At 70.7% G+C, this 24946-nt stretch carries 22 protein-coding genes; 8 read left to right on the top strand and 14 right to left on the bottom strand.

The genetic code is table 11. The annotated features are described in order from the left end of the window. Positions 1–19 precede the first annotated feature (19 nt). The 12 genes from coxB to WMF46_RS40695 form a co-directional block, all read right to left on the bottom strand. Positions 20–964, bottom strand: coding sequence for a cytochrome c oxidase subunit II (gene coxB / locus WMF46_RS40750; protein ID WP_437982151.1), 945 nt, complete (start codon positions 962–964; stop codon positions 20–22). 30 nt (positions 965–994) lie between these two features. Next, positions 995–1837, bottom strand: a complete 843-nt coding sequence (locus tag WMF46_RS40745) for an SCO family protein (protein ID WP_437982150.1) — start codon at positions 1835–1837, stop codon at positions 995–997. Then, positions 1837–2496, bottom strand: a complete 660-nt coding sequence (locus tag WMF46_RS40740) for a hypothetical protein (protein WP_437982149.1) — start codon at positions 2494–2496, stop codon at positions 1837–1839. The genes WMF46_RS40745 and WMF46_RS40740 overlap by 1 nt, the downstream gene beginning before the upstream one ends. 10 nt (positions 2497–2506) lie before the next feature. Beyond that, complete coding sequence (locus WMF46_RS40735) at positions 2507–3712, bottom strand: hypothetical protein (protein WP_437904789.1); 1206 nt, start codon at positions 3710–3712, stop codon at positions 2507–2509. Beyond that, positions 3709–4314 carry a c-type cytochrome gene (locus WMF46_RS40730; protein WP_437982148.1) on the bottom strand — a complete coding sequence of 202 codons (606 nt, stop codon included), beginning with the start codon at positions 4312–4314 and terminating at the stop codon, positions 3709–3711. The genes WMF46_RS40735 and WMF46_RS40730 overlap by 4 nt, the downstream gene beginning before the upstream one ends. After that, positions 4311–5078 carry a DUF3341 domain-containing protein gene (locus WMF46_RS40725; protein WP_437982147.1) on the bottom strand — a complete coding sequence of 256 codons (768 nt, stop codon included), beginning with the start codon at positions 5076–5078 and terminating at the stop codon, positions 4311–4313. Before WMF46_RS40725 ends, WMF46_RS40730 begins: the two co-directional genes overlap by 4 nt. Beyond that, a complete protein-coding gene (gene nrfD / locus WMF46_RS40720) occupies positions 5068–6501 on the bottom strand; it encodes an NrfD/PsrC family molybdoenzyme membrane anchor subunit (RefSeq protein WP_437545833.1) in 1434 nt (477 codons plus the stop codon). Before nrfD ends, WMF46_RS40725 begins: the two co-directional genes overlap by 11 nt. Next, positions 6498–9497: a TAT-variant-translocated molybdopterin oxidoreductase gene (locus tag WMF46_RS40715; protein ID WP_437982146.1), complete on the bottom strand. Its 3000-nt coding sequence runs from the start codon at positions 9495–9497 to the stop codon at positions 6498–6500. Before WMF46_RS40715 ends, nrfD begins: the two co-directional genes overlap by 4 nt. Continuing rightward, positions 9494–10189 carry a cytochrome c3 family protein gene (locus WMF46_RS40710; RefSeq protein ID WP_437982145.1) on the bottom strand — a complete coding sequence of 232 codons (696 nt, stop codon included), beginning with the start codon at positions 10187–10189 and terminating at the stop codon, positions 9494–9496. The genes WMF46_RS40715 and WMF46_RS40710 overlap by 4 nt, the downstream gene beginning before the upstream one ends. Positions 10190–10526: 337 nt before the next feature. Next, positions 10527–11312: a phytanoyl-CoA dioxygenase family protein gene (locus WMF46_RS40705; RefSeq protein ID WP_437982144.1), complete on the bottom strand. Its 786-nt coding sequence runs from the start codon at positions 11310–11312 to the stop codon at positions 10527–10529. Then, the gene (locus WMF46_RS40700; RefSeq protein WP_437982143.1) at positions 11309–12304 is read right to left on the bottom strand and encodes an aldo/keto reductase; all 996 of its coding nucleotides are present in this window, start codon (positions 12302–12304) and stop codon (positions 11309–11311) included. Before WMF46_RS40700 ends, WMF46_RS40705 begins: the two co-directional genes overlap by 4 nt. 10 nt (positions 12305–12314) lie before the next feature. Then, positions 12315–12557, bottom strand: a complete 243-nt coding sequence (locus tag WMF46_RS40695; RefSeq protein ID WP_012240189.1) for a hypothetical protein — start codon at positions 12555–12557, stop codon at positions 12315–12317. Positions 12558–12701: 144 nt separating this feature from the next. Here WMF46_RS40695 and WMF46_RS40690 point away from each other — a divergent pair, with 144 nt between their 5' ends. From WMF46_RS40690 to WMF46_RS40675, 4 genes are all read left to right on the top strand, one after another. Beyond that, a complete protein-coding gene (locus tag WMF46_RS40690) occupies positions 12702–14705 on the top strand; it encodes a SpoIVB peptidase S55 domain-containing protein (RefSeq protein ID WP_437982142.1) in 2004 nt (667 codons plus the stop codon). A gap of 66 nt (positions 14706–14771) precedes the next feature. After that, positions 14772–16877 carry a hypothetical protein gene (locus WMF46_RS40685; RefSeq protein ID WP_437982141.1) on the top strand — a complete coding sequence of 702 codons (2106 nt, stop codon included), beginning with the start codon at positions 14772–14774 and terminating at the stop codon, positions 16875–16877. Between the two features lie 268 nt (positions 16878–17145). Continuing rightward, positions 17146–18045: a hypothetical protein gene (locus WMF46_RS40680; RefSeq protein WP_437982140.1), complete on the top strand. Its 900-nt coding sequence runs from the start codon at positions 17146–17148 to the stop codon at positions 18043–18045. Between the two features lie 99 nt (positions 18046–18144). Beyond that, the gene (locus tag WMF46_RS40675; RefSeq protein WP_437982139.1) at positions 18145–19341 is read left to right on the top strand and encodes a metallophosphoesterase; all 1197 of its coding nucleotides are present in this window, start codon (positions 18145–18147) and stop codon (positions 19339–19341) included. Between the two features lie 13 nt (positions 19342–19354). On the opposite strand, the gene WMF46_RS40670 is transcribed toward WMF46_RS40675, so the two are convergent. Then, the gene (locus WMF46_RS40670; protein ID WP_437982138.1) at positions 19355–20041 is read right to left on the bottom strand and encodes a hypothetical protein; all 687 of its coding nucleotides are present in this window, start codon (positions 20039–20041) and stop codon (positions 19355–19357) included. Positions 20042–20176: 135 nt separating this feature from the next. Between WMF46_RS40670 and WMF46_RS40665 the strand changes: the two genes are divergently transcribed. Next, positions 20177–21547 (top strand): OmpP1/FadL family transporter, encoded by a 1371-nt coding sequence (locus tag WMF46_RS40665; protein ID WP_437982137.1) that lies wholly within the window; start codon positions 20177–20179, stop codon positions 21545–21547. Positions 21548–21633: 86 nt separating this feature from the next. Here WMF46_RS40665 and WMF46_RS40660 read toward each other — a convergent pair whose 3' ends face one another. After that, complete coding sequence (locus WMF46_RS40660) at positions 21634–22431, bottom strand: response regulator transcription factor (RefSeq protein WP_437904776.1); 798 nt, start codon at positions 22429–22431, stop codon at positions 21634–21636. A gap of 59 nt (positions 22432–22490) precedes the next feature. On the opposite strand from WMF46_RS40660, the gene WMF46_RS40655 reads away from it, so the two are divergent. From WMF46_RS40655 to WMF46_RS40645, 3 genes are read left to right on the top strand one after another with little or no spacing between them, the layout of a single operon-like run. Then, positions 22491–23576: a DsbA family protein gene (locus WMF46_RS40655; protein ID WP_437982136.1), complete on the top strand. Its 1086-nt coding sequence runs from the start codon at positions 22491–22493 to the stop codon at positions 23574–23576. Further along, positions 23573–24349: a 3'-5' exonuclease gene (locus WMF46_RS40650; protein ID WP_437982135.1), complete on the top strand. Its 777-nt coding sequence runs from the start codon at positions 23573–23575 to the stop codon at positions 24347–24349. Before WMF46_RS40655 ends, WMF46_RS40650 begins: the two co-directional genes overlap by 4 nt. Positions 24350–24353: 4 nt before the next feature. Further along, positions 24354–24923: a hypothetical protein gene (locus WMF46_RS40645; protein ID WP_437982134.1), complete on the top strand. Its 570-nt coding sequence runs from the start codon at positions 24354–24356 to the stop codon at positions 24921–24923. Positions 24924–24946 lie beyond the last annotated feature (23 nt).

Raw genomic sequence — 24946 nt, 5'->3', positions numbered from 1 at the left:
GACTGCTTCTCCCCGGCGCTCACTTCACCGACTTCAGATAAGCGATGAGCGCGTCCACTTCTTTGTCCTTGAGGAGCCCCTTGAACGACGGCATCACCGGCGGATAGCCGCGCACGACCTGGCCGCCGGGGTTGAACACGCTCTCGCGGAAGTAGTTCTCGTCCGCGATGAGCTTGGATCCGTCCGCGAGCTCCTCCTCGCGGCCGAAGAGCCCCTTGAGCGACGGGCCCTGGATGCGCGTCCCGTCGAGCGAGTGGCAGGTCGCGCAGCTCCGCTTGGCGAAGAGCAGCTTGCCGAGCTCCTCGGGCGGCAGGTCGCTGTTGTTGTTGCCCTCGAGCCACTTCTCGAAGTCCGACGGCTCCAGCACCTTGACCGTGGCGAGCATGTCCGAGTGACCGGAGCCGCAGTACTCGGTGCACAGGAGCACGGTCTCCCGTGTCTCCGTCGCCTCGAACCACAGCGACGTGTACGACCCCGGGACCACGTCCTGCTTCACGCGGAACTCCGGGATGTAGAAGCTGTGGAGGATGTCCTTCGAGCTCATGATGAGCCGCACCGGGCGGCCCCGCGGTACGCCGAGCTCGTTCACGGTCGTCGTCCCGTCGGGGTAGGTGAACGTCCACAGGTACATCTCGCCGGTGACGTTGATCTCGTACGACTCGGCCGGCGCGACGGAGGCGTGCACGTAGCCGCGCATGCCCACGAAGAAGAGCGCGATCACGATGGCGAGCGGGATCAGCGTCCACACGACCTCGACCGTCGTGCTGTGGTCGATGGGGCTCGTCTTGTCGCGCTCGCTCCGCCGCTTGTACTTGATGGCGAAGAGCACCGTCGCCCCCGCCACCAGGATGAAGAAGAGGACGGAGACCCAGTAGGCCGCGTCCCAGCCGGCGTCGATGTGCTCAGCGAGCGTCGAGCCCTGGCGGGGCAGCCAGAAGGAGCCGAGTTCGATCGGGTTTTTCATCACCATAGTTGTGGCTCCGCCACCTTGTATCTAGGAAGCCTCGTTTACACGCGCCCTCGTGCGGGAGCGTTCAGTCCGCCAGAAGCGAATGAGCCAGAGCCCGATGAGCACGACGGTGATGACGCCTGACGCCATCATCAGCCGCCTCGTCGCCAGGACGTACCCTCGGGCGTTGGGATCGTAATGGAAACAGAACAAGAGCACCCGATCCCAGGCGTTCCCGACCTGCCCGCTGCCCGCTTCGCGCAGCGCGAGGCCGAAGTTCTTCTGTGGGAAGGAGATGCCGTACAGCGTGCGCGACAGGCGCCCGTCGGGCGTGAAGACGAACGCGCCCGCCGCGTGTGCGTACTGCTTGGTCGTGTCGTCCCACCGGTAGTGGAAGCCCACCGCGTCGGCGAGCGCGCGCACCGACGCCTCGTCTCCGACGAGGAAGTCGAAGCCGTCGCCGGTGACCGGCTTGCCGTACGCCTCTATGTAGTTCGCCCGCTTCTTGCGCGCGGCTTCGGGCGTGTCGCGGGGGTCGAAGCTGACGACGAGCGCGCGGTACTCCTGGCCGGCGGTCCAGGCGCTCTCCTTCATGGCCTGGAGCACGCCGTTCAGGACCAGCGAGCACAGCATCGGGCACTCGAAATAACCGAGCACCAGGACGAGGGGCTTGTCGCCCGCCGCATATTTGGCGAGCTCGACCTCTTGCCCCGACTGGTCGCGGAGCCGGAGCTTCTGCGGGAGCAGGGCTCCCGGCCGCTCCTCGATGTCGATGCCGGCGAGCTCCGTCGGAATGGTCGTGTCCGCAGCTCGCGCGCTCCGCGCCGGGGTGGCCGTGGCCACCACGAGCGCGAGAACGGCGAGCAGGGCAGACAGCGGGCGGGACATCACTGCTCCGGAGCGGGGGTCGCCGGGGCTGCGGGCTTGGGCGCCGCGCCTGCAGGCGCGGCGGGCTTGGCGTCCGCGGGCTTGGCGGGCTTCACGGCGTCGGCGGGCTTGGCCGTCTCGGCGGGCTTCACGGCGTCGGCGGGCTTGGCCGTCTCGGCAGGCTTGGCGGCCTCCGAGGGCTTCGCCGCGTCCTTGTCGCCCGGCTTCGCTGCGTCTTCACCCTTCGACGGCTCGCCGGCGGCGGCGCCCTCGGCGGGCTTCGCCGCGCCGTCCGCGGGCTGCGCGCCCTCGGTCGTCGCGGCGGGAGCGGCCGCGGTCCTCACGCGCTTCTCCTGGTAGTCCTTCAGGGTGAGCGCGACGGCCTGATCGACCGGGATGCGGACGATGCCCTTCTTCTCGTCAGCCCACTGGTAGCGGCTGAGCCGCTCCTTCTCCAGGGCCCGCAGGGCGCGGACCCCGCTGCTCGGCGGCTCCAGCACCTTGGTCGAGATCTCGCGCTCCATCGTCGACTTGAAGATCTCGTTGACGAAGAGCACGACCACCACGATCGAGAGCAGCGTGGCGATCACGATCACGAAGATGAGCGAGTTGTTCGGTCGATCCACCTCGGCCTGGGCGTCGGCGTGATCGGTCGCTGTGTTGTCGGTCGCTTCGCTCATGGCCGGCTCCTTACGGGTTGTCGATCCGAGCCGCTTCGGCAAGGTGAGGGTCGTTCAGGGGATACAGCGGGCTCTTGGACGCCTGGAGCGCGAGCATCCAGGCGCCAACGCCCAGCGGGCCGAGCAAGCCGGCGAGGTCGATCCAGCTCAGGTGCGCGCCGTGGTGATCCACGTTCGGCATGACGAGCCAGTAGAGGTCGACGTAGTGCATCACGAGGAGGAGCACCGACGCCGCGCCGAGCACGAGCGGGCTCCGCTTCGCGTGCCGCGACAGGAGGACGAGGAACGGAACGACGAAGTGTCCGAACAGCAAGGCCAGGCTCACGACCTTCCACGAGCCCTCCCAGCGGTGCTGGTAGAAGATCGTCTCCTCGGGGATGTTCGCGTACCAGATCAGGATGAACTGCGAGAACGCGATGTAGGCCCAGAAGATCGTGAACCCGAAGAGCAGCTTGCCGATGTCGTGCTGGCGCTCGACGTTGCTCACCTTCCGCAGGAGCCCCGCCTTGTGGAGCGCGATCGTGATCAGCGCGAGCGCCGAGAGGGAGCTCGTGGCCGAGCCGGCGAACACGTAGACGCCGAAGATCGTCGAGTACCAGTGCGGGTCGATGCTCATCAGCCAGTCGAACGCCGCGAACGAGATGGTCAGGGCGAAGACGATGACGGCCGGGGCGGCCCCGGCGCGCATCCTCGCGGTGGGCCGGAAATCGGCGCTCTTGTCCTGCGCGCGGGAGGTCTTGATGAACCAGAGCGCGAGGCCCGCCCACGCCGCGAGGAACACCACGGCGCGGATGTAGAAGAACGTCGGGTTCAGGTAGGGCGCCTTCTGGTGCAGCACATGATCGTTCGCCGCGTCGGGCCCCATCCAGTGATGGTAGATGTCGTGGGCGAGCACCGCGACCGGGAGGAAGAGCACGATGCAGGCGGGCAGGATGCCGCTCATCCACTCCATGTGGCGGCGCGCGGCCGCCGACCAGCGCGCGCGGGTCAGGTGCTGGATGATCACGAAGAACAGCGCGCCGAGCCCGATCGTCACGAGCCACGTGAAGCCGGTGAGGTACGAGAACGCAAAGCGCTTCGCGTCGGAGACCGCCGCCGCCGCCGAGAGCACCACGCCGACGATCGCCAGCACCATGCTCCCCGAGACGAGCCGCTTCGCGACCGCCGGATCGAGGACCTTCGCGTCCTCGGCCAGAGCACTTCCGTGGGACTTCATGGAGTTCCGCTCTCCTTCGCGATGTTGCCCCGCTGGGCCTCGGGCACGTCGTCGACGCGCGCGTGCTGGCTGTGCTGCAGCACGCGCACCCACGTGACGATCGCCCACCGGTCCTTGACCGGGATCTGCTTCCGATAGGACGGCATGTTGCGCACGCCGTTCGTGATGACGTTGAAGATCTCGCCGTCGGGCAGGCCGAGGGCCCGCTCGGACGCGAGGTCGATGGGGGGCGGGTACCCGCGCTTCACCACCATGCCCTGGCCGCTCCCGCTCTGGTCGTGGCACGGCGCACAGTAGATGTTGAAGCGATCCTGGCCGCGCCGGATCACCGTCTCATCGACGGTGATGGGCGCGAACGCCAGGAACGTCTCGCCGTCCTTGCCGGTGCGGTAGGCCTCGCTCTCGTCGAGCGCTCCCTGCGGCACCGTGCCTTCGACGATCGGCCGCATCGCCCGCCCGTCGGGGAACAGGCTGGTGCCCTCCTCGGGCTGGAACTTGGGCTGCCAGTCCATGTCTCCGAAGAGGTGGATCGGCGGATCGCTGCTCGCCTGTCCGCGGCAGCCTGCCAGGACGACGAGGAGGGGAATGCACCAGCGCTTCACGAGGAGACCTCCCGGATGCCCTGGGCGCCGAGGCGCTGGAGGAGGTTGCGCGTCTCCGTGGAATCGAACTTCGGGTCGCTCGCCTCGACGCTGATGAAGAAGGCGTCGTCGGTCGCCCGCGGGAACGAGGGGTGCGTCATGGTGGGGTGGAACAAGGTGGGCAGGCGCCCGAGCGCGAAGAGCCCGAAGAAGCACGTGAGCGCCGCGAAGAGGACCGTGAGCTCGAAGAAGATGGGGATGAAGGCCTGGTACGAGAACGACGGCTTGCCGCTGATGATGAGCGGATAGTCGTAGTACTGCGTGTACCAGGCGAGCGCGATGGCGCTGGCGAGCCCCGCCGCCCCGCCGCCGAGCACGAGCCACGGCAGCGGAGACGGCTTGAGCCCCATCGCCTTCTCCAGCCCGTGCACGGGGAACGGCGTGTGCGCGTCGAAGCGGCTGTACCCGGCGTCCCGGAGCGCCTCGCACGCGTGGAAGATGTCCTTCGGGGTCGTGAAGTAGCCCATCACCCCGAACAGGGCCGACTCGCCGTCCGCGTCGTGCTCGGCCTTGCGCTCCAGCTTGCGCTCGATCGCGAGCGCGGCCTGACCGTGCGGCCCGCTCTCACGGGGCTCGTCGTACTCCGCGTCGTCCTCGGGCACGTGGCCCTGCGGCTTGATGTCGGGCTGGCTGTCGCGCGCGGAGTCCTTTTGCGCTCGTGCCTCCTCGGCCGAGGCGGGCTTCCCGGAGCGCTTCTGGCGTCGGGCATCGCTGTTACGCTGCATGATGAGCCTCGTCGTTGCTGTGCGAGCCGTGAGGATCGGCCGCCGCCGTGACCCCCTTCACCTCGCTGATCGCGACCATCGGCAGGTAGCGGACGAACAGCAGGAAGAGCGTGAAGAAGAGGCCGAACGAACCGAAGAACGTCGAGATGTCCCAGATGGTCGGGCGGAAGTAGGTCCAGCTCGAGGGGAGGAAGTCGCGGTGGAGGCTCGTCACGATGATGACGAAGCGCTCGAACCACATCCCGATGTTCACCAGGATCGAGATGATGAACATCGCGGGGATGCTGGTGCGCACCTTCTTGAACCAGAAGAGCTGCGGGAAGATCACGTTGCAGCTCACCATGGTCCAGTAGGCCCAGGCGTACGGGCCGAGGATGCGGTTCCGGAAGGCGAACTGCTCGTAGCCGTTGCCGCTGTACCAGGCGATGAAGAGCTCCATCCCGTACGCGTAACCGACCATGGTGCCGGTCGCGACGATGACCTTGTTCATGTTCTCGAGGTGCCGCATCGTGATGAGCCCCTCGAGACCGAACGCCTTGCGCGCGAACACCATCAGCGTGACGACCATCGCGAACCCGCTGAAGATGGCGCCAGCGACGAAGTACGGCGGGAAGATCGTCGTGTGCCAGCCGGGGACGATCGAGACGGCGAAATCGAACGACACGATCGTGTGCACGCTGAGCACGAGCGGCGTCGAGAGCCCGGCGAAGATCAGGTAGGCCTTCTCGTAGTGGAGCCAGTGGCGGTGCGAGCCGCGCCAGCCGAGGCTGAGGATCCCGAAGACGATCTGCTTCGTCCGGGTCGTGGCCCGGTCGCGGATCGTGGCGAGATCAGGGATGAGCCCGACGAACCAGAAGAGGGTCGAGACCGTCGCGTACGTCGAGACGGCGAACACGTCCCAGAGCAGCGGGCTCTTGAAGTTCGGCCAGATGCTCATCTGGTTCGGGATCGGGAACAGCCAGTGGGCGAACCAGATCCGGCCCAGGTGGGCCACCGGGTAGATGGCGGCGCACGCGACCGCGAAGATCGTCATCGCCTCCGCGGCGCGGTTGATGCTCGTCCTCCACTTCTGGCGGAAGAGGAAGAGGATGGCGCTGATCAGCGTGCCGGCGTGGCCGATACCGACCCAGAACACGAAGCCGGTGATGTCCCACGCCCAGTTGACCGTGGTGTTCAGCCCCCAGATACCGATACCGGTCCCGACGAGGTGAACGAGCGAGCCGGCCAGGATGAAGAGGATGCTGATGGCAAGGCACAGCAGGACGAGCCACCCGGGGGGGCGCTTGCTGAGGACGATGCCCGAGATCTTGTCGGTGAGAGAGCGGAAGTCGTCCTTCCCCTGCACGAGCGGCGCCTCGTCCAAGAGGGCGGCGCGGTCCGAGAGCCGGGGGTGATCGACCTGGAGGGGTGCTGTGGCGCTCATGCGTCGGCGAGCTCCGGGTTCTTGTTGCGGATCTTGGCGAGGTACGTGACCCGCGGCTTGGTGTTGATCTCGTCCAGCAATCTGTAACCGCGCGGGCTAGCGGCCGCCGCGGCCACCTGGCTCTTGGGGTCGTCGAGGTCGCCGAAGACGATGGCCTGCGTCGGGCAAGCGCCCTGGCACGCGGTCACGACCTCGCCGTCCTTGATGTGCTCCCGCCCCTCTCGCTTGGCGTCGATCTTGGCGTGGTTGATCCGCTGCACGCAGAAGGTGCACTTCTCCATGACGCCCCGAGATCGAACGGTGACGTTGGGGTTGAACTGCATCTTCTGCTCCTCCGAGTCCGGCTGGTTGTACTCGAGGAAGTTGAAGCGACGGACCTTGTAAGGGCAGTTGTTGGCGCAGTACTTCGTGCCGACGCACCGGTTGTACGCCATGTCGTTCAGCCCCTCGGGGCTGTGCGTCGTGGCGGCGACCGGGCAGACCTGCTCGCACGGCGCGTTCTCGCAGTGCTGGCAGGGGAGCGGCTGCGAGATGCTCTCCGGCTCGTTCGGGTCCGTGCCCTGGAAGTAGCGGTCGATCCGGAGCCAGTGCATCTCGCGGGTCTGCCGCACGCCGTCGGCGCCGACGACCGGGATGTTGTTCTCGGCCTGGCAGGCGACGACGCACGCGTTGCAGCCGAGGCAGGCGTTGAGATCGATGGTCATGCCCCAGGCGTGCCCCTGCCGCCGGTTCGGCTCCTTGAACAGGCTGAGGAGCGGCGGCACGTGGACCTGCTTCTGGGCGAACTCCGGGTCCTTCTGGAACTCGGCGAGCGTGCCCTCCCGCGCGAGCGGGCGGCCCTCCATCACGAAGTGCTCCTGGGTGCGCGCGAGCTCGACGACCTCGCCGGTCTTCTCCAGCGAGAAGCCGCCGGCGAGCTCGAAGGCGTCGCTCTTGCGCAGCGGGGTCGTGTCGACGCCGACGCCATGGCCGACCCGGAGCTTCGCGCGCCGCCCCTGGCCGACGGTGATGCCCACCGAGTCGTCCGCCTGCCCCGGCGCGACGAGGACGGGGATCCGCACCGACGCGCCGCTGCCCGTCAGCGTCACGACGTCGCCGTCCTTCAGGCCGAGCCGCGCCGCCGTCGAGGGCGAGAGGTTCGCGGCGCTGCCCCAGGTGAGCTTCGTCATCGGGTGGGGCAGCTCCTGGAGCCACCCGTTGTTCGCGAACCGGCCGTCCCACGCGTGCACGTCGGGCCGGAAGGTCACCTCCAGGCCCTCGCCCACGGCGGGCGCGAACGCGCGGAGCGCCTCGATCGCGCCCTGCGCCGCGGCGGCCACCTGCTCGTCCGCGAGCTGGGTCCCCGCGACGAGGCCGTCGTGCAGCGCGCGGCGGAAGTCGTCCTCGGTGCGCTTCGCGCCCTCGGCGGTCAGCCACGTCGCCCGCACCAGATCGTAGGCCGTCCGCGAGCCGCCGAGCAGGAGCTCGATGACCTCGGCGTCGGTCCTGCCGCCGAAGAGCGGGGCGATGAGCGGCTGCGCGATGCTGGCCGTCCCGTCCTCCGCCCGCACGTCGCTCCACGACTCCAGCGGGTGGGCGCGGTTCAGGTGCCAGCGGGTGCGCTCGCTCGTCTCGTCGACGTGCGTCGAGACGTGCACGCTCACGGGCACCTTGGCGAGCGCGTCGGCGAAGCGCGCGTCCGCGGGCGCGTCGAAGGCCGGGTTGCCGCCCAGGATGATCAGCGTCTCGACGTCGCCCTTCTCGATGGAGCGCGCGAGCTCGACGAGCGCCTCGGGGCCCTCGCGCGAGTCGTCGAAGGGCGCGACGTGCCGGACCGCCTTGCCCGTGTTGTCGAGCGCGAGGTTGATGAGGTGCACGAGCCCGTGGACCTCCTTCGGCAGCGAGCGCCCGGCCACGACCGCGCCCTCGCCCCGGTTGGCGACGAGGTCGGCGGCGATGGCGGCGACGTGCCGGGTCGCCTTGGCGTCGAGCCCCTCCGATTTGCCCGCGAGCGCGCTGAGCAGCTGCGGGTCGAGCGCGACCCCGCGCTTGCCGAGCTCGGTCGCGAGGGCGAAGGCGAAGGCGGGGATCTTGCGGCTCTGGATGCGGAGCCGGTGATCCGCGGCCGCGCCGGTGATCGTGAAGGTGCTCTCGACGGAGTAGAGGCGGTTCATCGCCTTCGGGTCCTTGTCGACAGCGCGGCCCGCCGCGAACGCGCGCCCCTGCTTGAGCGGGCTGCCGTCGGAGGCGAACAGGTCGGCGTCGATCGCGACGATCACGCGCGCCTTCGTCAGGTCGAGCGTGGTCTCGAGCGGCTTGCCGAACGCGAGCCGCGCGCCCTCACGCGCGGCGTCGCGCGAGAAGGGCTCGTACCGGACGACGCGCGCCTCAGGCAGCGTCTTGCGGAGATCGGCGAGGCGCGCGGCCAGCGTCGGCGACCGGTGCGCCTCGGTCAGGATCGTGAGCCCCTTGCCGCCGCGGCCGCGGAGCTTGTCGCCCTCGGTGCGGAGGAACGCCGCCGCGTCGTCCCAGGACTTTTCGGTCGCGCCCTCGCGCGGCGACTTGCTGCGATCGGGATCGTAAAGGTCGAGGATCGAGGCCTGGATGTGGAGGGTGGTCCCGCCGAGGCTCTCGGGGTGCTTCGGGTTGCCCTCGATCTTGGTGGGCCGCCCCTCGTGGCTCTCGACGATGACGCCGAAGGCCGTGCCCATCATCGGCAGCGCCGTCGCGAAGAACAGCGGCTTGCCCGGGATGACCTCCTCCGGGGTCCGCGAGTACGGCAGGATCTGCTCGACAGGCCGGCGGCAGCCCACGAGGCCGCCGAGCGCGAGCGACGCGCCCATGAGGCTCAGGAACGTGCGCCGCCCGACGCCCTCCGGCGGCTCGAACGCGGCCGGCGGGAACTCGCGCCCGAGCGCGTCGACGAAGTCGGGCGAGCCGGAGAGCTCGTCCAAGCTGCGCCAGTAGGTCTTTCCAGAGATGTCCTGGGCGAGGGGGAGAGGGGTTCGTTTACTCATCGGTGGCACCCCGAGCAGTGAAGCGGCGCCTGCACCTGCCGCCCGGAGGAAGTGACCGCTGGCACGCGATCGTTATAAGCCTCGTGGCTCGCGGGGATGCCGGCGCCTGCAATGGCGGCCGTCGCGGGTGCCATATCCATCTTGGTGACGTCGGCGGGATTGCGGAGGTTGGGCCCCGGATTGCGGTGGCAGTCCAGACACCATCCCATCGAGAGCGGCTGGACCTGCCGGACCTTGTGCATCTGGTCCACGCGTCCGTGACAGCTCACGCAGCCGACCCCTGCGGCCAGGTGGGCCGAGTGGTCGAAATAGGCGTAGTCGGGAAGGTTGTGGACGCGCACCCAGGGGATGGGTTGATCCGTCGCCCAGCTCTCCTGCACGAGGAGGAGCTTTTCGCTGTCCCGCCGCACCTTGGCATGACAGTTCATGCACGTCTCGGTGGGGGGAACCGCGGCGAAGCTGGATACCTCTACTGTGCTGTGACAGTAGCGGCAGTCGATGCCGAGGTCGCCGGCGTGCAGCTTGTGGGAATAGTCAACCGGTTGATCCGGCTGATACCCGACCTCGAGATGTTTGTTGGTACCGTAGTACCAGAATCCGCCGATCACAGCGGCGCCGAGGGGCAGAACTCCGAAGAGCAGCCCCAGCGGAACCACTTTGTTGGCCCATCGTGGGAACAGGAACCGAGCCATAGGGTTGTGGTGGGCGTCGGAGGGACGCGCGGGCGCAGTTATGGCTTGCTGGCGGGGTGCGACAAGACGGCAAAGTGCCGCGTGACTGCGGCAGATTGCCGCTGTGGGTAATTGAGGCTCCACGCCGCGGCAGGTCGCCGCGGGGGCGCGGCAGGTTGCCGCGGGTCCAGGCGTCCGTCCTTACGACACGGGGGCGAACTGGATGCGACACCGGATCGAAAAATTGTCGAAACGTCACGCCGGCCGGGGAACGTCCGGGGAAGCCAGGGGAAGCCAGGGGAAGGAGAGGGCTGGCGAGCGAGGGGCCGCCGCGCCGAGGTCGCCTGCCCGGGGGAGCTCAGAACACCGGCGTGAACGTGCGTGGGGCCTTCTTCTTCCGGAGGCAGCGGGTCGCCCTGCTCATGTAGCAGACGGTGAACGCTCGCCTCGGCTGGCCGCTCCGGTTCATGGCGGAGCAGTGCCAGAGGTAGTTGTGGATCAGCAGGGCCTCGCCCGCGCGCGCCGGCAGCGCGATCTTGCGGGCGTCCGCGTCGGCTGCGCGCACGCGGTCGCTCGGAATGACGCCGCCGAGCGGCGTCGCGAGCCCGTCGATGTGGCTGCCTTCCAGCACTTCCACGCAGCCGCCACCGGCGGGCGCGTCGTCGAGCGCGGTCCAGATCTGCAGCTCGGGGTCGCGATCCAGCCCCCAGTAGCTGCCGCCGTCCTGGTGCCACGGCAGCGGCGTCCCTCCGGACGCGGCCTTGTTGAAGAGCACGGCCCGGTAGATGGAGACCTCTCCGGCGATGAGCGCGCGCGCGATCCTCTCGAAGAGCGGGTTCTCGATCCAGGCGAGGAACAGCGGGTCCTTCTCGATCTTCTCGAGCTTCCGGTACGACGTGCTCGGCCCCTCGTAGCCCTTGCCGTACGGCAGATCCTCGTAGCGGCCCGACGCGGCGTCGTGCTGGAAGAAGAGCCCGGGGTACGTGACGCGCCCGAGCATCAGGTCATCCGAGCGCGCGCGCAGCGCCGCGAGCCCCGCGTCGGTCATCACGCGCCCGAGGCGGGCGTGGCCGCGGGCGGCGTAGTCGGCCAGGGGGCCCGCGAGATCGAGGTCCCTGGCCTCGGGCAGCAGGAGCTCGATCATCGCGCGTAGCTCGCGTCGGTGCCCAGGTGATCGCGGTAGAGCGCGTCCATGCGCCGCGCCGCCTCCTCCGAGAGCGGGCGCCCGACGGCGTCGGCCGCCGCGTCGAGGTGCTCTGCCCGGACCGGGCCGACCAGGATGGAATCGACGACGTCCCGCCCCGCGAGCCAGGCGTACGACAGCGAGAGCAGGCTCATCCCTTCGTCCGCCGCCACCGCGGCGTAGGCGGCCGCGAGCTCGAACATGCGCCTGCTCCAGTACCGGCGCTGGTAGAGGCGGTTGCCCTCGAAGCGCGAGCCCGCCTGCGCCGCCTCCGGCCCCGCGTGCCGCCCCGTCAAGAGCCCGCCGGCGAGCGGGTTGTACACAGCGGTGGCCAGCGCGTACCGCCGCGCGAAGGCGGCGTACTCGACGTCGAGCTGGCGGATCAGCGCGTTGTAGAGCACCTGAGAGACGGCGGGGCGCGGCTTCCCGGCGGCGTCGCGGCGCGCGATGATCTCCAGGATCTGCCACGACGCGAAGTTGCTGACCCCGTACTGCAGGATCTTCCCCTGCTCGAGCAGGGCGTCGATCGCCGACAGCGTCTCCTCGATGGGCGTCTCCGGGTCCGGCGCGTGGAGATAGCAGACGTCGACGCGGTCGGTGCCGAGGCGCGCGAGGCTCTCTTCGACGGCGCGGATCACGCGCTCGCGCCCGAGGCCCTCGGGCCTGCCCCGGACGCGGCGCAGGCCGACCTTGGTGGCGATCTGCGCCTCGGCGCGGCGGCCCCGGAGCGCCCGGCCGAGGATCCGCTCGGACGCGCCGTCCTGGTAGAGGTTCGCCGTGTCGAACGCGGTGATCCCTCGCTCGAGCGCGCGCAGGGTGATGCGCTCGGCCTCCTCGGGCGGCGTGCGGCCGCCGAAGTTCATCGTGCCGACGAGGATCGCGGGCGGCGCGCCCGGGCGCCGCTTCGCCGTCATTCCCGCCCTCACGTCGTCGGCCTTCACGTCAGGCGCCACGTCCTGCTCCTCACGCCCGCGCGACGAGGAGCGCGAGCACGTACACGATCAGCCATACGAGCCACAGGGTGCTCGTCCGCCGCCACCCCAGCCGGAAGCCGTACATCGGCGCGAGCGGCGGCACCACCAGCGCGACGAGCCCGCGCCAGCGCGGCTGGCTCCGGAGCGCGAGCCGCGCGGCCAGCGCGACGTGGGTGGTCACCCAGGCGGCGAACGAAAGGACGAGCGTCGCGGTCGCCGCGATATCCTTCACGGGGCGAAGCCTAGCGTCGCCGGCGCGCCCCGCCTCTGGAAAACGGCGACCCTGGGCAGCGCGGCGACCTCCCGGCGCGCCCGGAGCCCCCGCTCTGTCGCGCTACCAAATCCGGGCTAAGCTTGGCCCGTGCCTCTGCGCAACATGCCGTGTTTTCGTCCGGATTCCTTCCTCATCACGCGCGCCGCCCCGCTCGCGACCCGCAGCGCGAGGGCGATCGCGCGCGCCGCCCGCGCCCTCGTCGACCGCGACGGCCGCCTCATCCCCCTGAGCCTGCTCGCCGGCGCGGCGTGCAGCGTCGCCGTCGGCGTCGGCGCGGCCCAGGCGATCTCCGCTCCGCCCGATACGTTGCCGCTCTCCGAGGTGAAGCCGGGCATGAAGGGGTACGGCCTCACCGTCTTCTCCGGCACCACGCCCGAGAAGTTCGACGTCGAGGTCATCTCGACGCTCCGCAATTTCCGGCCGAACCAGGACCTCGTCCTCGTCAAGACGCAGCACCCGCGCCTCGAGGTCGCGCGCACCGTGGCGGGGATGAGCGGCAGCCCGATCTACCTGAACGGCAAGATGATCGGCGCGTACGCGTACGGCTGGCTCTTCGGCGCGGAGGCGATCGCCGGCGTCACCCCGATCAAGTCGATGCTCGACGAGCTCGCGCGGCCGCTCCCGCGCGGGATCGCCCCGAAGATCGGCGGCCCGCTGCCCGCGCCGGTGAGCCGCGCCGGCGGCGCGCCGCCGCCGCGCGCCGCCGCGCCCGCTCGCCTGCACGGGAGCCGCGGCTTCCTGGGGGCCGTCGACGCCTACGACCTCGCCGGCCACGCCAGCCAGATCGCCGCGCGCGTCGCGCCGTCGCTCGCCCCGCCCGAATCGACGAGCCTCGCGCGCGCCTCGACGCCGGTGATGCTCGGCGGGCTCGGCGGGACGTCGCTGCGCATCGCGAGCAATCTGCTCGGCCCCATGGGGCTCGATCCGATGCAGGCCGGCGGCGGCTCGTCCGCGAGCCCGGAGCCGGGCGCGCCGACCAAGTACGTCGACGGGGGGGCGATCGGAGTCGAGCTCGTGCGCGGCGACATCTCCGCGATGGGCATCGGCACGGTCACGCGCGTGTCGGGCGACAAGCTGGTCGCGTTCGGCCACCCCATGATGAACGGCGGCGTGACGAACCTCCCCGCCGCGATCGCGCGGGTCCACTGGATCCTCGCGAGCCAGAACCGGAGCTTCAAGATCGGCGAGGCGGTGCGGCCTCTGGGCACGCTGGTGAACGATCGGCAGGCCGCGATCGTCGTCGACAGCTCGGCGAAGGCGCCGGTCTTCCCGATGCGCGTCCAGATCGACGGCGTGGAGGGCGCGCCGCACCCGACGTGGAACGTCGAGGTCGCGCACGATCAGTTCCTCGCGCCCGCCTTCGTCTCGATGGCCGTCGGCAACGCCGTCGAGGCCACGACGGCCGAGCGGCGGGACATGACCTGGCGGGCGGTGAGCCAGGTGAAGATCGGGCGCTACGGCACCATCTCGCTGGTCGACTTCGGCGCCGGCAACGGCACCCCGCTCAGCAGCGACGATTTCGTCCGCAGCCGGCTCGTCCGGGCGATGGGGGCCCTGCTCAACAACCCCTGGGAGGACGTCTCGATCGAGCGCGTCGACACCCGCGTGAAGGTCACCTTCGATCGCGAGGTCGTGCTGCTGCGCGGCGCGAAGGTGCTCGAGCCGGAGATCGAGGCGGGCGCGCCCGCGCGGATCCGCCTGGATCTCCAGCCCCATCAGGGCCCCATCGAGTCGCGCGTCATCGAGGTGCCGGTGCCGCGCGAGCTCGCCGGCAGCCAGGTGGACATCGATCTCGCGCCCGGCTACGAGGTGGAGCGCCCGATGGCGACCCCGAACAACGTCGCCGAGCTCGTGGCGATGCTGCCGAGCCAGACCCACGACGCGGAGAGCGTCGTCGCGACGTTCCGGCTCCGGGAGAACGGCGCGGCGTACCGCGGCAAGGTCGCCTCGCGGCTCCCCCCGGGCGCTATGGACACGCTGCGCCCGAGCTCCGCGTCCGACGCGCCCGAGACCTTCGGCGCGCAGGTGCAGGTGCCGGTGTCCCTCAAGCGCTTCCTGGTCGGGAAAGACTCCGTGAGCGTCACGGTCCGGCCTATCCTCCGCTGAGCCCGCCGGTCTCCCGCCTCCCTCTCTTCCCTGACTCTTTCCTGACCCCCCTCCATCTTGCGACCCATGAGCACAGAGCGCTCTTCTGCCCATTCCCGAACGCCTCACCTTCGCGCCGTCCCCTCTCCGCGCAGGCTCCTCGCCGCCGCCGTCGCCGCCGTGGGGCTCGTCGCGCTGCCGGCCCACGCGGTGGGCACGCGCAGCTTCGAGCTCCGATCGCTCGAGGACCTGAAGGGCGGGGATCTCACCGGCGTCAGCGTGGACTCGAACGGCGCCGTGCGCGCCGGGCTGACGCTCGGCGCGACGCCGCTGCCGGACGCGACGTCCATCTGGAGCTCCGTGGTGCTGCCGGACGGGACGGTGCTGCTCGGCACGGGCAACGAGGGGAAGATCTACAGCGTCTCGGGCGGCCGGGTCGCGCTCGTGGCCACGACCGGGCAGATGGCGGTCAGCGCGCTCGCGCTCGCCGAAGGTGGCGACGTCATCGCGGGGACCTTCCCCGAGGGCAAGCTCTTCCGCCTGCCGCGCGGCGCGGGCAACGGCGGTCCGGCGAAGGTCTTCGCCGAGCTCCCCGACACCGAGGACGTGTGGGGCCTCGCGTACGATCCCAGGGCGAAGGCGCTCTACGCGGCGACCGGCTCGGGGGGGAAGCTGTTCCGCGTCGACGCCGCGGGCAAGGCCCAGGTGTACTTCGACAGCGACGAGCCGCACCTCATGTGCGTCGCCGTCGGGGACGACGGCGCCGTCTACGCCGGCTCGAACGGCAAGGCGCTCCTTTACAAGCTCACGGCGCCCGGGCGCGCGACCGTGCTCTACGACTTCGAGGCCGACGACGTGAAGGCCATCGCCATCGCGCCGGGCGCGAAGGGCGGCGCGATCTACGCGATCGCCAACAAGTACGCCGAGGCGTTCGCCCCCCCGAAGCGCAACCGGAGCGGGCCGCCGTCGCCGCAGCCGGCGCGCGCGCCGAAGCCCGGCAAGGGCGTGCTCATGCGCTTCGATCGGAGCGGCGTCGCCGAGAAGATGATGAGCGACGACGACACCCACTACGTCTCGCTCGGCCTCGGCGACGACCTGACGCCGTACGTCGGGACCGGCGCGGAAGGCCAGCTCTACGCCGTGAGCGACAACCACGTCGCGCGGCTCGTCGCCGACACCGACGAGCGCCAGGTCGGCGCCTTCCTGATGGCCGGGCGGCGCAGGTTCGTCGCGACCACCGACCCCGCGGTCTTCCACGAGGTGAAGGGCGTCGGCGGCGCCGACGCGGTGTGGACGAGCAAGGTGCTCGACGCCGGGCTGCGGGCCACGTTCGGGCGCCTTTCGTGGCGCTCCGACGGCGCGCTGGAGCTCGAGACCCGGAGCGGAAACACCGACGCGCCGGACAGCACCTGGAGCCCGTGGTCCACAGCGCTCGCCGCGCCGGGCGACGCGAAGAGCCCGCCGGCGCGCTTCGCGCAGATCCGCGCGCGCTGGCGCCGCGATCCGGGCGCGGTGCTCCGCGAGGTGAAGCTCTCGTTCGTCACCGACAACGCGCGCGCCGTGGTCACGTCGATCGAGGCCGCGCCGAAGGGGCAGACGAAGCCCTCTCGCTCGAGCCTCCCGCCGTCGGGCGGGGAGGCGCCGAAGCCCGTGAGCGCGCTCCAGCTGACATGGAAGGTCGACAATCCAGATCAGGACGACCTCCGCTACCGCCTCTCCTACCGGATGGAGGGGCAGTCGACCTGGCGCAGCCTGCTGAAGCCGGGCGAGAAGGTGACGCGCGCCGAGCACGTATGGGACACGACCGCGCTTCCCGAAGGCGAGTACCGCATCCTCGTCGAGGCGAGCGACGAGCTGGCGAACCCGCCCGAGCGCACGCTGCGCCACAGCCTCGAGTCGGGCACCGTCCTTGTCGACAACACGCCGCCGGTGTTCCGGGCGCTCGCGCTGCAGGGGCGCCGGCTCACGGGCGAGGTCGCGGACGGCCTCGGTCCGGTCGCGCGCGTCGAGGTCTCGATCGCGGGCCTGGAGGAGTGGCGGCCCATCTTCCCGAGCGACGGCGTCTTCGACGAGGCCGTCGAGCCGTTTGAGGCGGATCTCGGCGCGATCGTGCCGCCGGGAGCGCACCTGCTCGCGGTGCGCGCCTATGACAGCGCGGGCAACGTGGTCACCCGCGACATCGAGGCGCGGTAGGCGCCATCACACACCATCGCGCGAGGCCCGGCGCTCGGTGCGACACGGGCGTCATGCTTGCGCCAGGGATGCCCGCAGGCGAGGTGCCCCCATGTTCGCGGCGCGCAGGATGGCGTCCTCACCCAGGTTGCGCTCGGCGCCCTGGCGACGACACACAGAATCGGCACATTCTGTGAATGCAGGAGGCGACATGATACGCTCATTCCGCTTGTGCTTTTCTGGTAGTCCTGGAATGAGCTCACACCACGCCCGTCTGCTTTCTGGCCTCGTGGCGGTCTGGGTTTTCGCGCTCTCCGCGTGCTCGATGGACGACGCCTCGGCGGGTGGGTACGAAGACGGCGGGGCGGCGTTCGGGAGTGGGGGAGGCGAGAGCGCGTCGACCCAATCGGGCGGCAGCCCACCGCCCGCGAGCGGCAGCGCCAGCGGCAACGGTGGTGCCGGCGGCGTCGTGAGCGAGGACGTCAACATCCCGGCCGCTCCGGAGGCGCAGGATCCCTATACCCGCTTCGCTTACCTGTGCGGCGATGGCTGCACCCCGGGCGGGGAGCCGACCGAGTGCTCGTCGGACGGCGGCGCGGGCACAGGGACGGGGCTCCCTGCCGCGCAGACGCTGCACTGCCAGCTCGTCCTCGACGACGGCGATGCGATCCCCAGCTGCCAGCCGGCGGGCCGCTTCGAGGCAGGCGGCCCTTGTCACAGCGCGGCCGATTGCGCGGCTGGCCTGGGGTGCGTGGCGGCCGACGGGGAGGGCGGCGTGTGCCGGCAGTACTGCTGTGGTCACGTCGAGAGCTGCGCGGCGGGGACGTACTGCGACGAGCGACCGATGGCCGAGTCGATCGTCGAGGCGAGCGCGAGGGCTCCGGTTCCGATACCCGTCTGTGTTCCCGCGACGAACTGCGAGCTCTTGAACGACAGCGTGTGCCCGACGGGCCTCACCTGCACGATCGTCCGCGAGGATGGGACGACGAGCTGCGTCGTGCCCGGCGAGGGGCGGGCCGACGAGCATTGTCCGTGCGCGCCCGGCTTCGTGTGCTCGATGCTGACGAACCAGTGCAAGCAGCTCTGCCGGATCGACAGCAGGGCGCCGGAATGCGGCGCAGGCGCCAAGTGCCAGGGCGGCAGCGCGATCTACCCCGCCGGGTTCGGCGTGTGTGTGAGCACGTCGTAGTCGCCGTCCGCCGCGTCGCTCCGTTAAGAAATGTTGTCGAGCCTGGCTCCGGCGCGGATCAGAGCGGCAGGCGCGCGCCGCCGTGGTCATGCTGGACGCGTGCAGCGGCCTCTCCTCTCGTTCGTCGTCTTCATCGCTGTCTTCAGCGCCATCGTGGCAGGTGTCCACTACTACCTCTGGCAGCGCCTGATCCGCGCGCCCGAGCTCGGCCCGCTCTGGCACCGCGTCGGCAGCGTGGCCCTGGTGGTGCTCGCGTCGCTGGTGCCCCTCGGCCTCTTGCTCACCCGCGCGCTGCCCCGGCACATCGCCGGCGTCGTCGCCGGCGTCGTCTACACGTGGGTCGGGCTCGCCGTCCTGCTCTTCTTCCTCCTGCTCACCTCCGAGTTCGTCCGCCTCGGCGCCCACGGCGTCACCGCGCTGCTGAACCAGCCGCTCGACGGCGAGCGCCGCACCTTCCTCTCGCGCGCCCTCGCGGGCGCGGCCGGAGCGCTCGCCATGGGCTTCGGCGTCGCCGGCGCCGCGAGCGCCCTCGGTGAGGTCGCCGTCCGCCCGGTGCGCGTCCGCCTCCGCCGCCTCCCCGCGGCCATGTCGGGCTTTCGCGTGGTTCAGCTGACCGACCTCCACATCGGCCCGACGATCGGCCGGGACTGGCTCGAGCGCGTCGTCGCGCGCGTGAACGCGCTCGAGCCGGATCTCATCGCGATCACGGGCGATCTCGTCGACGGCTCCGTGGAAGAGCTCCGCGAGCACACCGCGCCGCTCGCCGATCTGCGTGCCAAGCACGGGGTCTTCTTCGTGACGGGCAACCATGAGTACTACTCCGGCGCCGAGGCGTGGATCGCGGAGCTCCGCCGGCTCGGCGTGACGGTGCTGCGCAACGAGCGTGTCTCGATCGGCGACGGCGAGCACGGCTTCGACCTGGCCGGCGTGGACGACTGGAGCTCCCGCGGCATGGGCGGCGGCCATGGCCCCGACCTCGCGCGCGCGCTCGCGGGGCGAAACCCTTCTCGCGAGCTCGTGCTGCTCGCGCACCAGCCCAAGCAGATCCTGGAGGCCGCGGAGCGGGGCGTGGGCCTGCAGCTCAGCGGCCACACCCACGGTGGTCAGATCTTCCCGTGGAACTTCTTCGTGCGGCTCGACCAGCCCTACGTGGCCGGGCTGTCCTCGCACGGCGACAGCCAGATCTACGTGAGCCGCGGCACGGGCTACTGGGGGCCGCCGATGCGCGTCGGCGCGCCGTCCGAGATCTCGCTGATCGAGCTCGAAGGCGCCGCCGCAGCGGAGGCCGTGGCGTGACCCGACCGGGCGCTCACGGGAGCGGGTTCGCCGGGTCTCTCTTGCAGTTGATGACCGGCGCCGGGTAGCTGCTCGGATCGGCGATTCGCTCCATGGCGAAGGTAGAGTTCTTGAGATTCAGGGGGATCGGCCTCGCCGCCGTGCCGGTGACAACGCCACAGATGAAGTCGGCGGGCGCGCAGAGGGAGCCGGTGAGCGTGATGGTGGCCTCGAGCTCGCTGCCGGAGATGGGGTTGGCGTCGCCCGGCACGATGAGCGTGGGCAGCTGCGCGGTGAACGTCCCATCGCCGGACAGCGCGAAGGGACCCACGTCGAACGGCTCGCCCGTGGGCGTCTTGCGATCGGCGGCCACGAGCGGCTGGAAGGTCAGCGAGAAGCTCAGGCCGCCGTCGCTGGCCTCGGTGGTCAGGCTGGCCACGAAGAGGAAAGGGGCCCGCGGGTTGAGATAAGCCGAGAGGCTGAAGAGGAAATCGCCGTCGACGGCGCCCGCTTCCGGCAGGCAGTTGTCCCCGCCGCCTCCAGCGCCGCCATTTCCGTCGCTGCCACCACCACCGCCGCTGCTCTGGTCTTCGCGGATCGTGGTATCGCGAGCTTCGAAGTCATCGTATCTGCCTGCCGGGTCGGCGCAGCCGATGAGGAGCGCCGTGGTGGTGAGGGCAGCTGAGGCGAGCGTTGTCCGGATGGTGCGGGAGAAAAGCATTTGACACCGTGCGAAAGGTGACATTTGACTTGAGCGGGTAGAACCTTCCCTGACGTGGCAGGTGTTGCAACCCTACCATGCAGGGTCCGCCGCAGGCGCCGCATTCCTCCGCCCTCAGAATCGAGAACACCGGATATGTCCATCAACCGCCCCTGTTTCGCGATCTCCGTCGGCCTCCTCGGCGGTCTCGCCTGGACCGGATCCGCGCTCGCCGGTGGGTTCGCGACCGCGCGGTTTGGCGGCGAGCACGGCAACCCGATCACGAGCAATCCGACCGCGGTCTACTACAACCCCGCAGGCCTCGCCGAGAGCGAGGGGATTCATCTGTTCCTGGACGGAAATATCGCGCTGCGCGCCGCGTCCTACACGCACTCGGCGGCGGCGACCGATGACGTGACGGTGCCGCGGGCGAACACGGGGGAGGCGAGCCTGTTCAACGTGGCTGCCTCGCCGATGCTCGGCGCCTCGGCCAGGCTCGGCGATCTGGCGCTGGGCGCCGGCGTCTATGTGCCGTTCGGCGGCGCCGCGTCCTGGGATACGAACGCGGCGTTCGAGGGCAATCGCGAGCTCGCCGGGCCGGTGGACGGCGTGCAGCGCTGGCACTCCATCGAGTCATCGCTCCAGGCGATGTTCTTCACCCTCGCCGCCGCCTACAAGATCCCGGCGCTCCGCCTCAGCCTCGGCCTCTCCGGCAACCTGATTCGGACCCAGGTCAACACCGTGCGCGCCCGGAACGCCTCCGGCGACAACCTCCTTGCGACCGAGGGGCGCTCGCTGCTCGAGGTGAGCGGCTTCCACGCGAGCTTCGGCGTCGGCGCGCTGGTCGAGGCGGTGCCGGAGCAGCTCTGGATCGGCGCGTCGTACCAGTCGCGGCCGAACGTCACGGGGGGAGAGTCGCTCGAGGGCACGCTCACCAACCGCTTCAGCGGCGTGTCGAACTCCCCGAGCGACGTGGAACTGCACCAGGGCCTGCCGGATATCGTGCGGCTCGGCGCCCGCTTCGTCCCGGCGGAGCGCTTCGAGGTCCGGCTCTTCGGCGACTGGACGCGGTGGAGCTCGATGGAAAACCAGTGCCTCACCCAGGTCGGCGCGGCGTGCGAGATCGACAGCGACGGCTTCGCCGGAGAGGGCGCCCGCGTGGTGCAGAACATCCCCCGCCGCTGGAACGACACGTTCGGCGTTCGCGTGGGCTGGAGCCACTGGCCGCGGCCTGCGATCGAGGTCTTCGGCGGCGTCGGGTACGACTCCAACGCAGTTCCGGACGAGACCCTGGATCCATCGGGCGTCGATTTTCACGATGTCTCGTTCGCCCTCGGCGGGCGCTTCCATGTCGCGAAGCAGCTGCACCTCGCCGCGTCGTATACCCACCTGTTCTACGTCAGCCGCGACACCACGGGGGACAGCATCACCGCGGGCCTGCACCCCAACTCGAGGGCTCCCGACTCCGGCGGGCACTACGCGCAGAGCATCGGCGTGATCAACCTCAACGTCGATGTCGCCTTCTGAGCGCGGAACCTGAGCGCGGAATCTGCGTGCGGTGACCGAGCGCGAACTCGCGTCGCGGCGGAGCCGCTGCGCCGCGGCGAGGCGCCTCAGGAGGTGCCTCGCCGGGTCCGGCGGAGCAGGCTGAAGATGCGAGCCCCCAGCTCGGGGGCGCGGAAGGGCTTCACCATGTAGTCGTCGGCGCCGCTGGCGAAGGCCTCGACCATGTCCTGCGAGGAGGCGTGCGCCGTCAGGAAGAGGACCGGGAGATCGCGGAGCCCGGGCTCCTGCCGCAGCGTCCGGCACAGGTCGATGCCGGTCATCTTCGGGAGGTTCCAGTCGAGGACCACGAGGTGAAACGGTGAGCCGCGGACCCGCGCCAGCGCCTCTTCCGCGCTGGCGACGGCGACGACGGCGAGCTCGACCGCCTCGAGCATCGCCGACAGGAGCTCGCGGATGTGGGGGTCGTCGTCGACAACGAGGACCCGTGAGCCTTTGCCCTTCAGCCGAGGCGGCGCAGGGGGCGGCGGCGCCCGGCCCGCCGGGCCGGCGCCCTGGACGCCGGATGACGCGGCGGGACCGGCCCCGTCCGCGGCGCGGAGGAGCGCCGCGGCGTCGGTGTCGGGCACGGATCCGGGGCGGGGCGCCTCCGTCCGCGCGAAGTGGGCGAGGCGATGCCAGTCGCGCGGCTCGAACGTGAGCCGCGCCCCCTCCGGTGAGACCGACGCGCACGCCGCGGCCGACGTCGCGCGGCGGTTTTCGCCCAGCTCGAAGATGGCGAGCACCCACTCGCCATCGGCCACGACCTCCCCCGCGGGCAGTCCGAGCTCGAGGTCACGCTCCTCCGGATCGCACACGATTTGCTCGAACTGCTGCAGATCCGGGAAGCGGTAGAGGACGCTCCGCACCTCTTGACGCTACACCCGCGCTAGCATCTCGCAAGGGGTCCGACTAAGCTCGCGCCGCGATGTCATTCCTGCGCTGGATGCCGCCGCTCCTCGCGTTGCCGTTGCTCGCGATCGGCGCCACGGGCTGTCCTGGGAACCCGAGCTCGAACGAGCCCAAGCCGGCCGCGAGCCCGGAGGTGTCGGTCTCGCTGCCGGGCGTGGACACCTCCTCGCTGACTCCCCGCGAGCGCCGGGAGTGGGGGGCACAGGTCTCCGAGCTCCTCTCCCCTTGCCCGGACACGCCCGTGAGCATCGCGCAGTGCGTGAAGGAGCAGCGCCCGTGCAAGGCGTGCCTCCCCGCCGCGCAGCTCCTGCTCGATCTGGTCAAGGACGGCCGATCGAAGAAGGAGCGCGACGAAGCGTTCCACATGCGCTTCGACGCGAACAAGGTGAAGACGCTCGCCACCGAAGGCTCGCCGGAGATGGGGCCGCCCGACGCGCCGATCACGATCGTCGAGTGGGCCGACTTCGAGTGCCCGTTCTGCAGGCTGATGTCGCCGCTGCTCGAGGGGCTCGTGAAGCGCTTCGACGGGCAGGTGCGCCTCGTCTTCAAGTTCTACCCGCTCTCGGCGCACGTCCACGGCGAGCCCGCCGCGCGCGCGGCGACCGCCGCGCTCAACCAGGGCAAGTTCTGGGAGATGCACCACCTCCTCTTCGAGAACCAGGACAAGCTGGAGCAGGCCGACCTCGAGCGCTACGCGCAGCGGCTCAAGCTCGATATGGTGAAGTTCCGCGCCGATCTCGTCTCGACCGACACCAAGGCGCGCATCGACAAGGACAAGCTGCAGGCCGACGGGGTCGGGCTCGAGGGGACGCCCCTCGTCTTCATCAACGGCCGCGAGGTCAACCTCCAGCTCCTCTCGAACCCCGGCGAGGATCTCGAGGCGTGGGTCAAGCTCGAGCTGGAGCTCCTCGGCAAGACGCCGCGGCCTGCGCCCCCGAAGCCAGGCGACGCGTCGCCCTCCGGCAGCGCGATCCCCGCGGCCAGCGCGACCCCAGCGGCCAGCGCGACCCCCGCCGCCGGGACCAGCGCGCCGGCGGGCGGCGCGGCGCGCCCCGCGACCTCGGCTGCACCCGCCCAGCCCGCCAAGCCGAGGACGCCGTGAAGGTCGCCGACCCGTGCGGCTGCTTCCCGACGGGCCGGCACTACCCTGGGATCGCGCACCTCCTCAAGGTGCGCGCCGTCGGTGTCGCGTCGGAGATCGACGCGGGCAGCGCCTGGATCGACCAGCCCATCGCCTTCGTTGACGTCGAGACCACGGGGCGCGATCCGGCGGGCGATCGGATCATCGAGCTCGGCATCGTCATCGGCCGCTCCGGGGAGATCCTGACGCGCTACAACTGGCTCATCCACCCCGGGCGGCCCATCCCCGCGGAGAGCACCGCCATCCACGGGATCAAGGACGCGGACGTCGAGGGCAAGCCGTCGTTCGCCGAGGTCGCGGAGGAGATCCTCGGCTGCTTCAAGGGGGCGATCCCCGCGGCGTACAACGCCACCTTCGACCGCTCGTTCCTGCTCGCCGAGCTCGAGCGCGTGGGCATGCGCCCGCAGGAGCCGCCGCCCGCCATGCGGCGCGAGGTCGACTGGGTCGATCCGCTCACGTTCGCCCGCGAGCTCTACAAGAACGAGGAGAGCCGCGCCCTCGGCGACATGGCCGCTCGGCTCGGGATCTCGCTCGAGAAGGCGCACCGCGCGACGGACGACGCCGAGGCGGCGCTCCAGGTCCTGTACGCGCTCGCGAAGGATCCGCGGGTGCCTCGCGCCTACGGCGGCCTGATCCAGGAGCAGCGGCGGCTGGTCCGCCAGCAGGACGAAGCGCGGAAGTTCTGGCGGAAGGCTCCGGCCGCCGCGCCGCCCCCGACGTCGAAGCCCAGCTGACGCCATGGGGGACGCGCCGAAGCGACGCCTCCCGGTCGTCGGCAGCGGCGCGGCAGGCGCTGCGCCTCCTCGGGGCAGCGCGGCAGCGCCGGAGAAGCGCAAGCTCCCCGTGCTGCAGAGCAGCGGCGACGACGAGGGCGAGGACCGGCCGCCGTGGCACTGGATCGCGCTCGGGACGGTGGCGATCTTCATCGCGTGGCTGCCGCTCGCGGGCCTCGTCAACACGCTGCTGCGCCGGATGATCGAGCGGGCGGGGGACGCCGGGGCACAGGGCTCGGTGCGGCTCGCGATGGTGGGGCTCAACGTGATCGCGTTCGCGCTCGCCGGGGTCGCCGGCGGCTACCTCGTGGGGCGGTTCGGCGGGCGCGCCGGGCGGCGCGAGGCCGCCGCGAGCGGCGCCGTCGTCGCGGCGCTCGCGTGGGCGCTCGCCTTCGCCGAGGGCGCGCCGGCGGGCGCGCTGGGGTGGGCGCTGCTGCTGGTCGTGGTGGTCACGATCGGCAGCGCGGCGTCGTACGCTGGCGGCCGCGCCGGCCTCCGATCCCGCGCCGCATCCGGCCCGCCGCGCTCGCGCTGAGCGCCGCGCTCGCGCTGAGCGCC

Source organism: Sorangium sp. So ce117, from assembly GCF_051524395.1.
Taxonomy (GTDB): domain Bacteria; phylum Myxococcota_A; class Polyangia; order Polyangiales; family Polyangiaceae; genus Sorangium; species Sorangium cellulosum_B.
This window is presented reverse-complemented; position numbering and strand designations above follow the sequence as displayed.

What these genes read in the sequence shown, in the direction of transcription:
- WMF46_RS40745 (WP_437982150.1), bottom strand. Translation starts at nt 1,837, where the DNA reads ATGTCCCGCCCGCTGTCTGCCCTGCTCGCCGTTCTCGCGCTCGTGGTG.
- coxB (WP_437982151.1), bottom strand. Translation starts at nt 964, where the DNA reads ATGAAAAACCCGATCGAACTCGGCTCCTTCTGGCTGCCCCGCCAGGGC.
- WMF46_RS40705 (WP_437982144.1), bottom strand. Translation starts at nt 11,312, where the DNA reads ATGATCGAGCTCCTGCTGCCCGAGGCCAGGGACCTCGATCTCGCGGGC.
- WMF46_RS40655 (WP_437982136.1), top strand. Translation starts at nt 22,491, where the DNA reads ATGTCATTCCTGCGCTGGATGCCGCCGCTCCTCGCGTTGCCGTTGCTC.
- WMF46_RS40715 (WP_437982146.1), bottom strand. Translation starts at nt 9,497, where the DNA reads ATGAGTAAACGAACCCCTCTCCCCCTCGCCCAGGACATCTCTGGAAAG.
- WMF46_RS40740 (WP_437982149.1), bottom strand. Translation starts at nt 2,496, where the DNA reads ATGAGCGAAGCGACCGACAACACAGCGACCGATCACGCCGACGCCCAG.
- WMF46_RS40645 (WP_437982134.1), top strand. Translation starts at nt 24,354, where the DNA reads ATGGGGGACGCGCCGAAGCGACGCCTCCCGGTCGTCGGCAGCGGCGCG.
- nrfD (WP_437545833.1), bottom strand. Translation starts at nt 6,501, where the DNA reads ATGAGCGCCACAGCACCCCTCCAGGTCGATCACCCCCGGCTCTCGGAC.
- WMF46_RS40710 (WP_437982145.1), bottom strand. Translation starts at nt 10,189, where the DNA reads ATGGCTCGGTTCCTGTTCCCACGATGGGCCAACAAAGTGGTTCCGCTG.
- WMF46_RS40670 (WP_437982138.1), bottom strand. Translation starts at nt 20,041, where the DNA reads ATGCTTTTCTCCCGCACCATCCGGACAACGCTCGCCTCAGCTGCCCTC.
- WMF46_RS40725 (WP_437982147.1), bottom strand. Translation starts at nt 5,078, where the DNA reads ATGCAGCGTAACAGCGATGCCCGACGCCAGAAGCGCTCCGGGAAGCCC.
- WMF46_RS40685 (WP_437982141.1), top strand. Translation starts at nt 14,772, where the DNA reads ATGAGCACAGAGCGCTCTTCTGCCCATTCCCGAACGCCTCACCTTCGC.
- WMF46_RS40735 (WP_437904789.1), bottom strand. Translation starts at nt 3,712, where the DNA reads ATGAAGTCCCACGGAAGTGCTCTGGCCGAGGACGCGAAGGTCCTCGAT.
- WMF46_RS40665 (WP_437982137.1), top strand. Translation starts at nt 20,177, where the DNA reads ATGTCCATCAACCGCCCCTGTTTCGCGATCTCCGTCGGCCTCCTCGGC.
- WMF46_RS40690 (WP_437982142.1), top strand. Translation starts at nt 12,702, where the DNA reads ATGCCGTGTTTTCGTCCGGATTCCTTCCTCATCACGCGCGCCGCCCCG.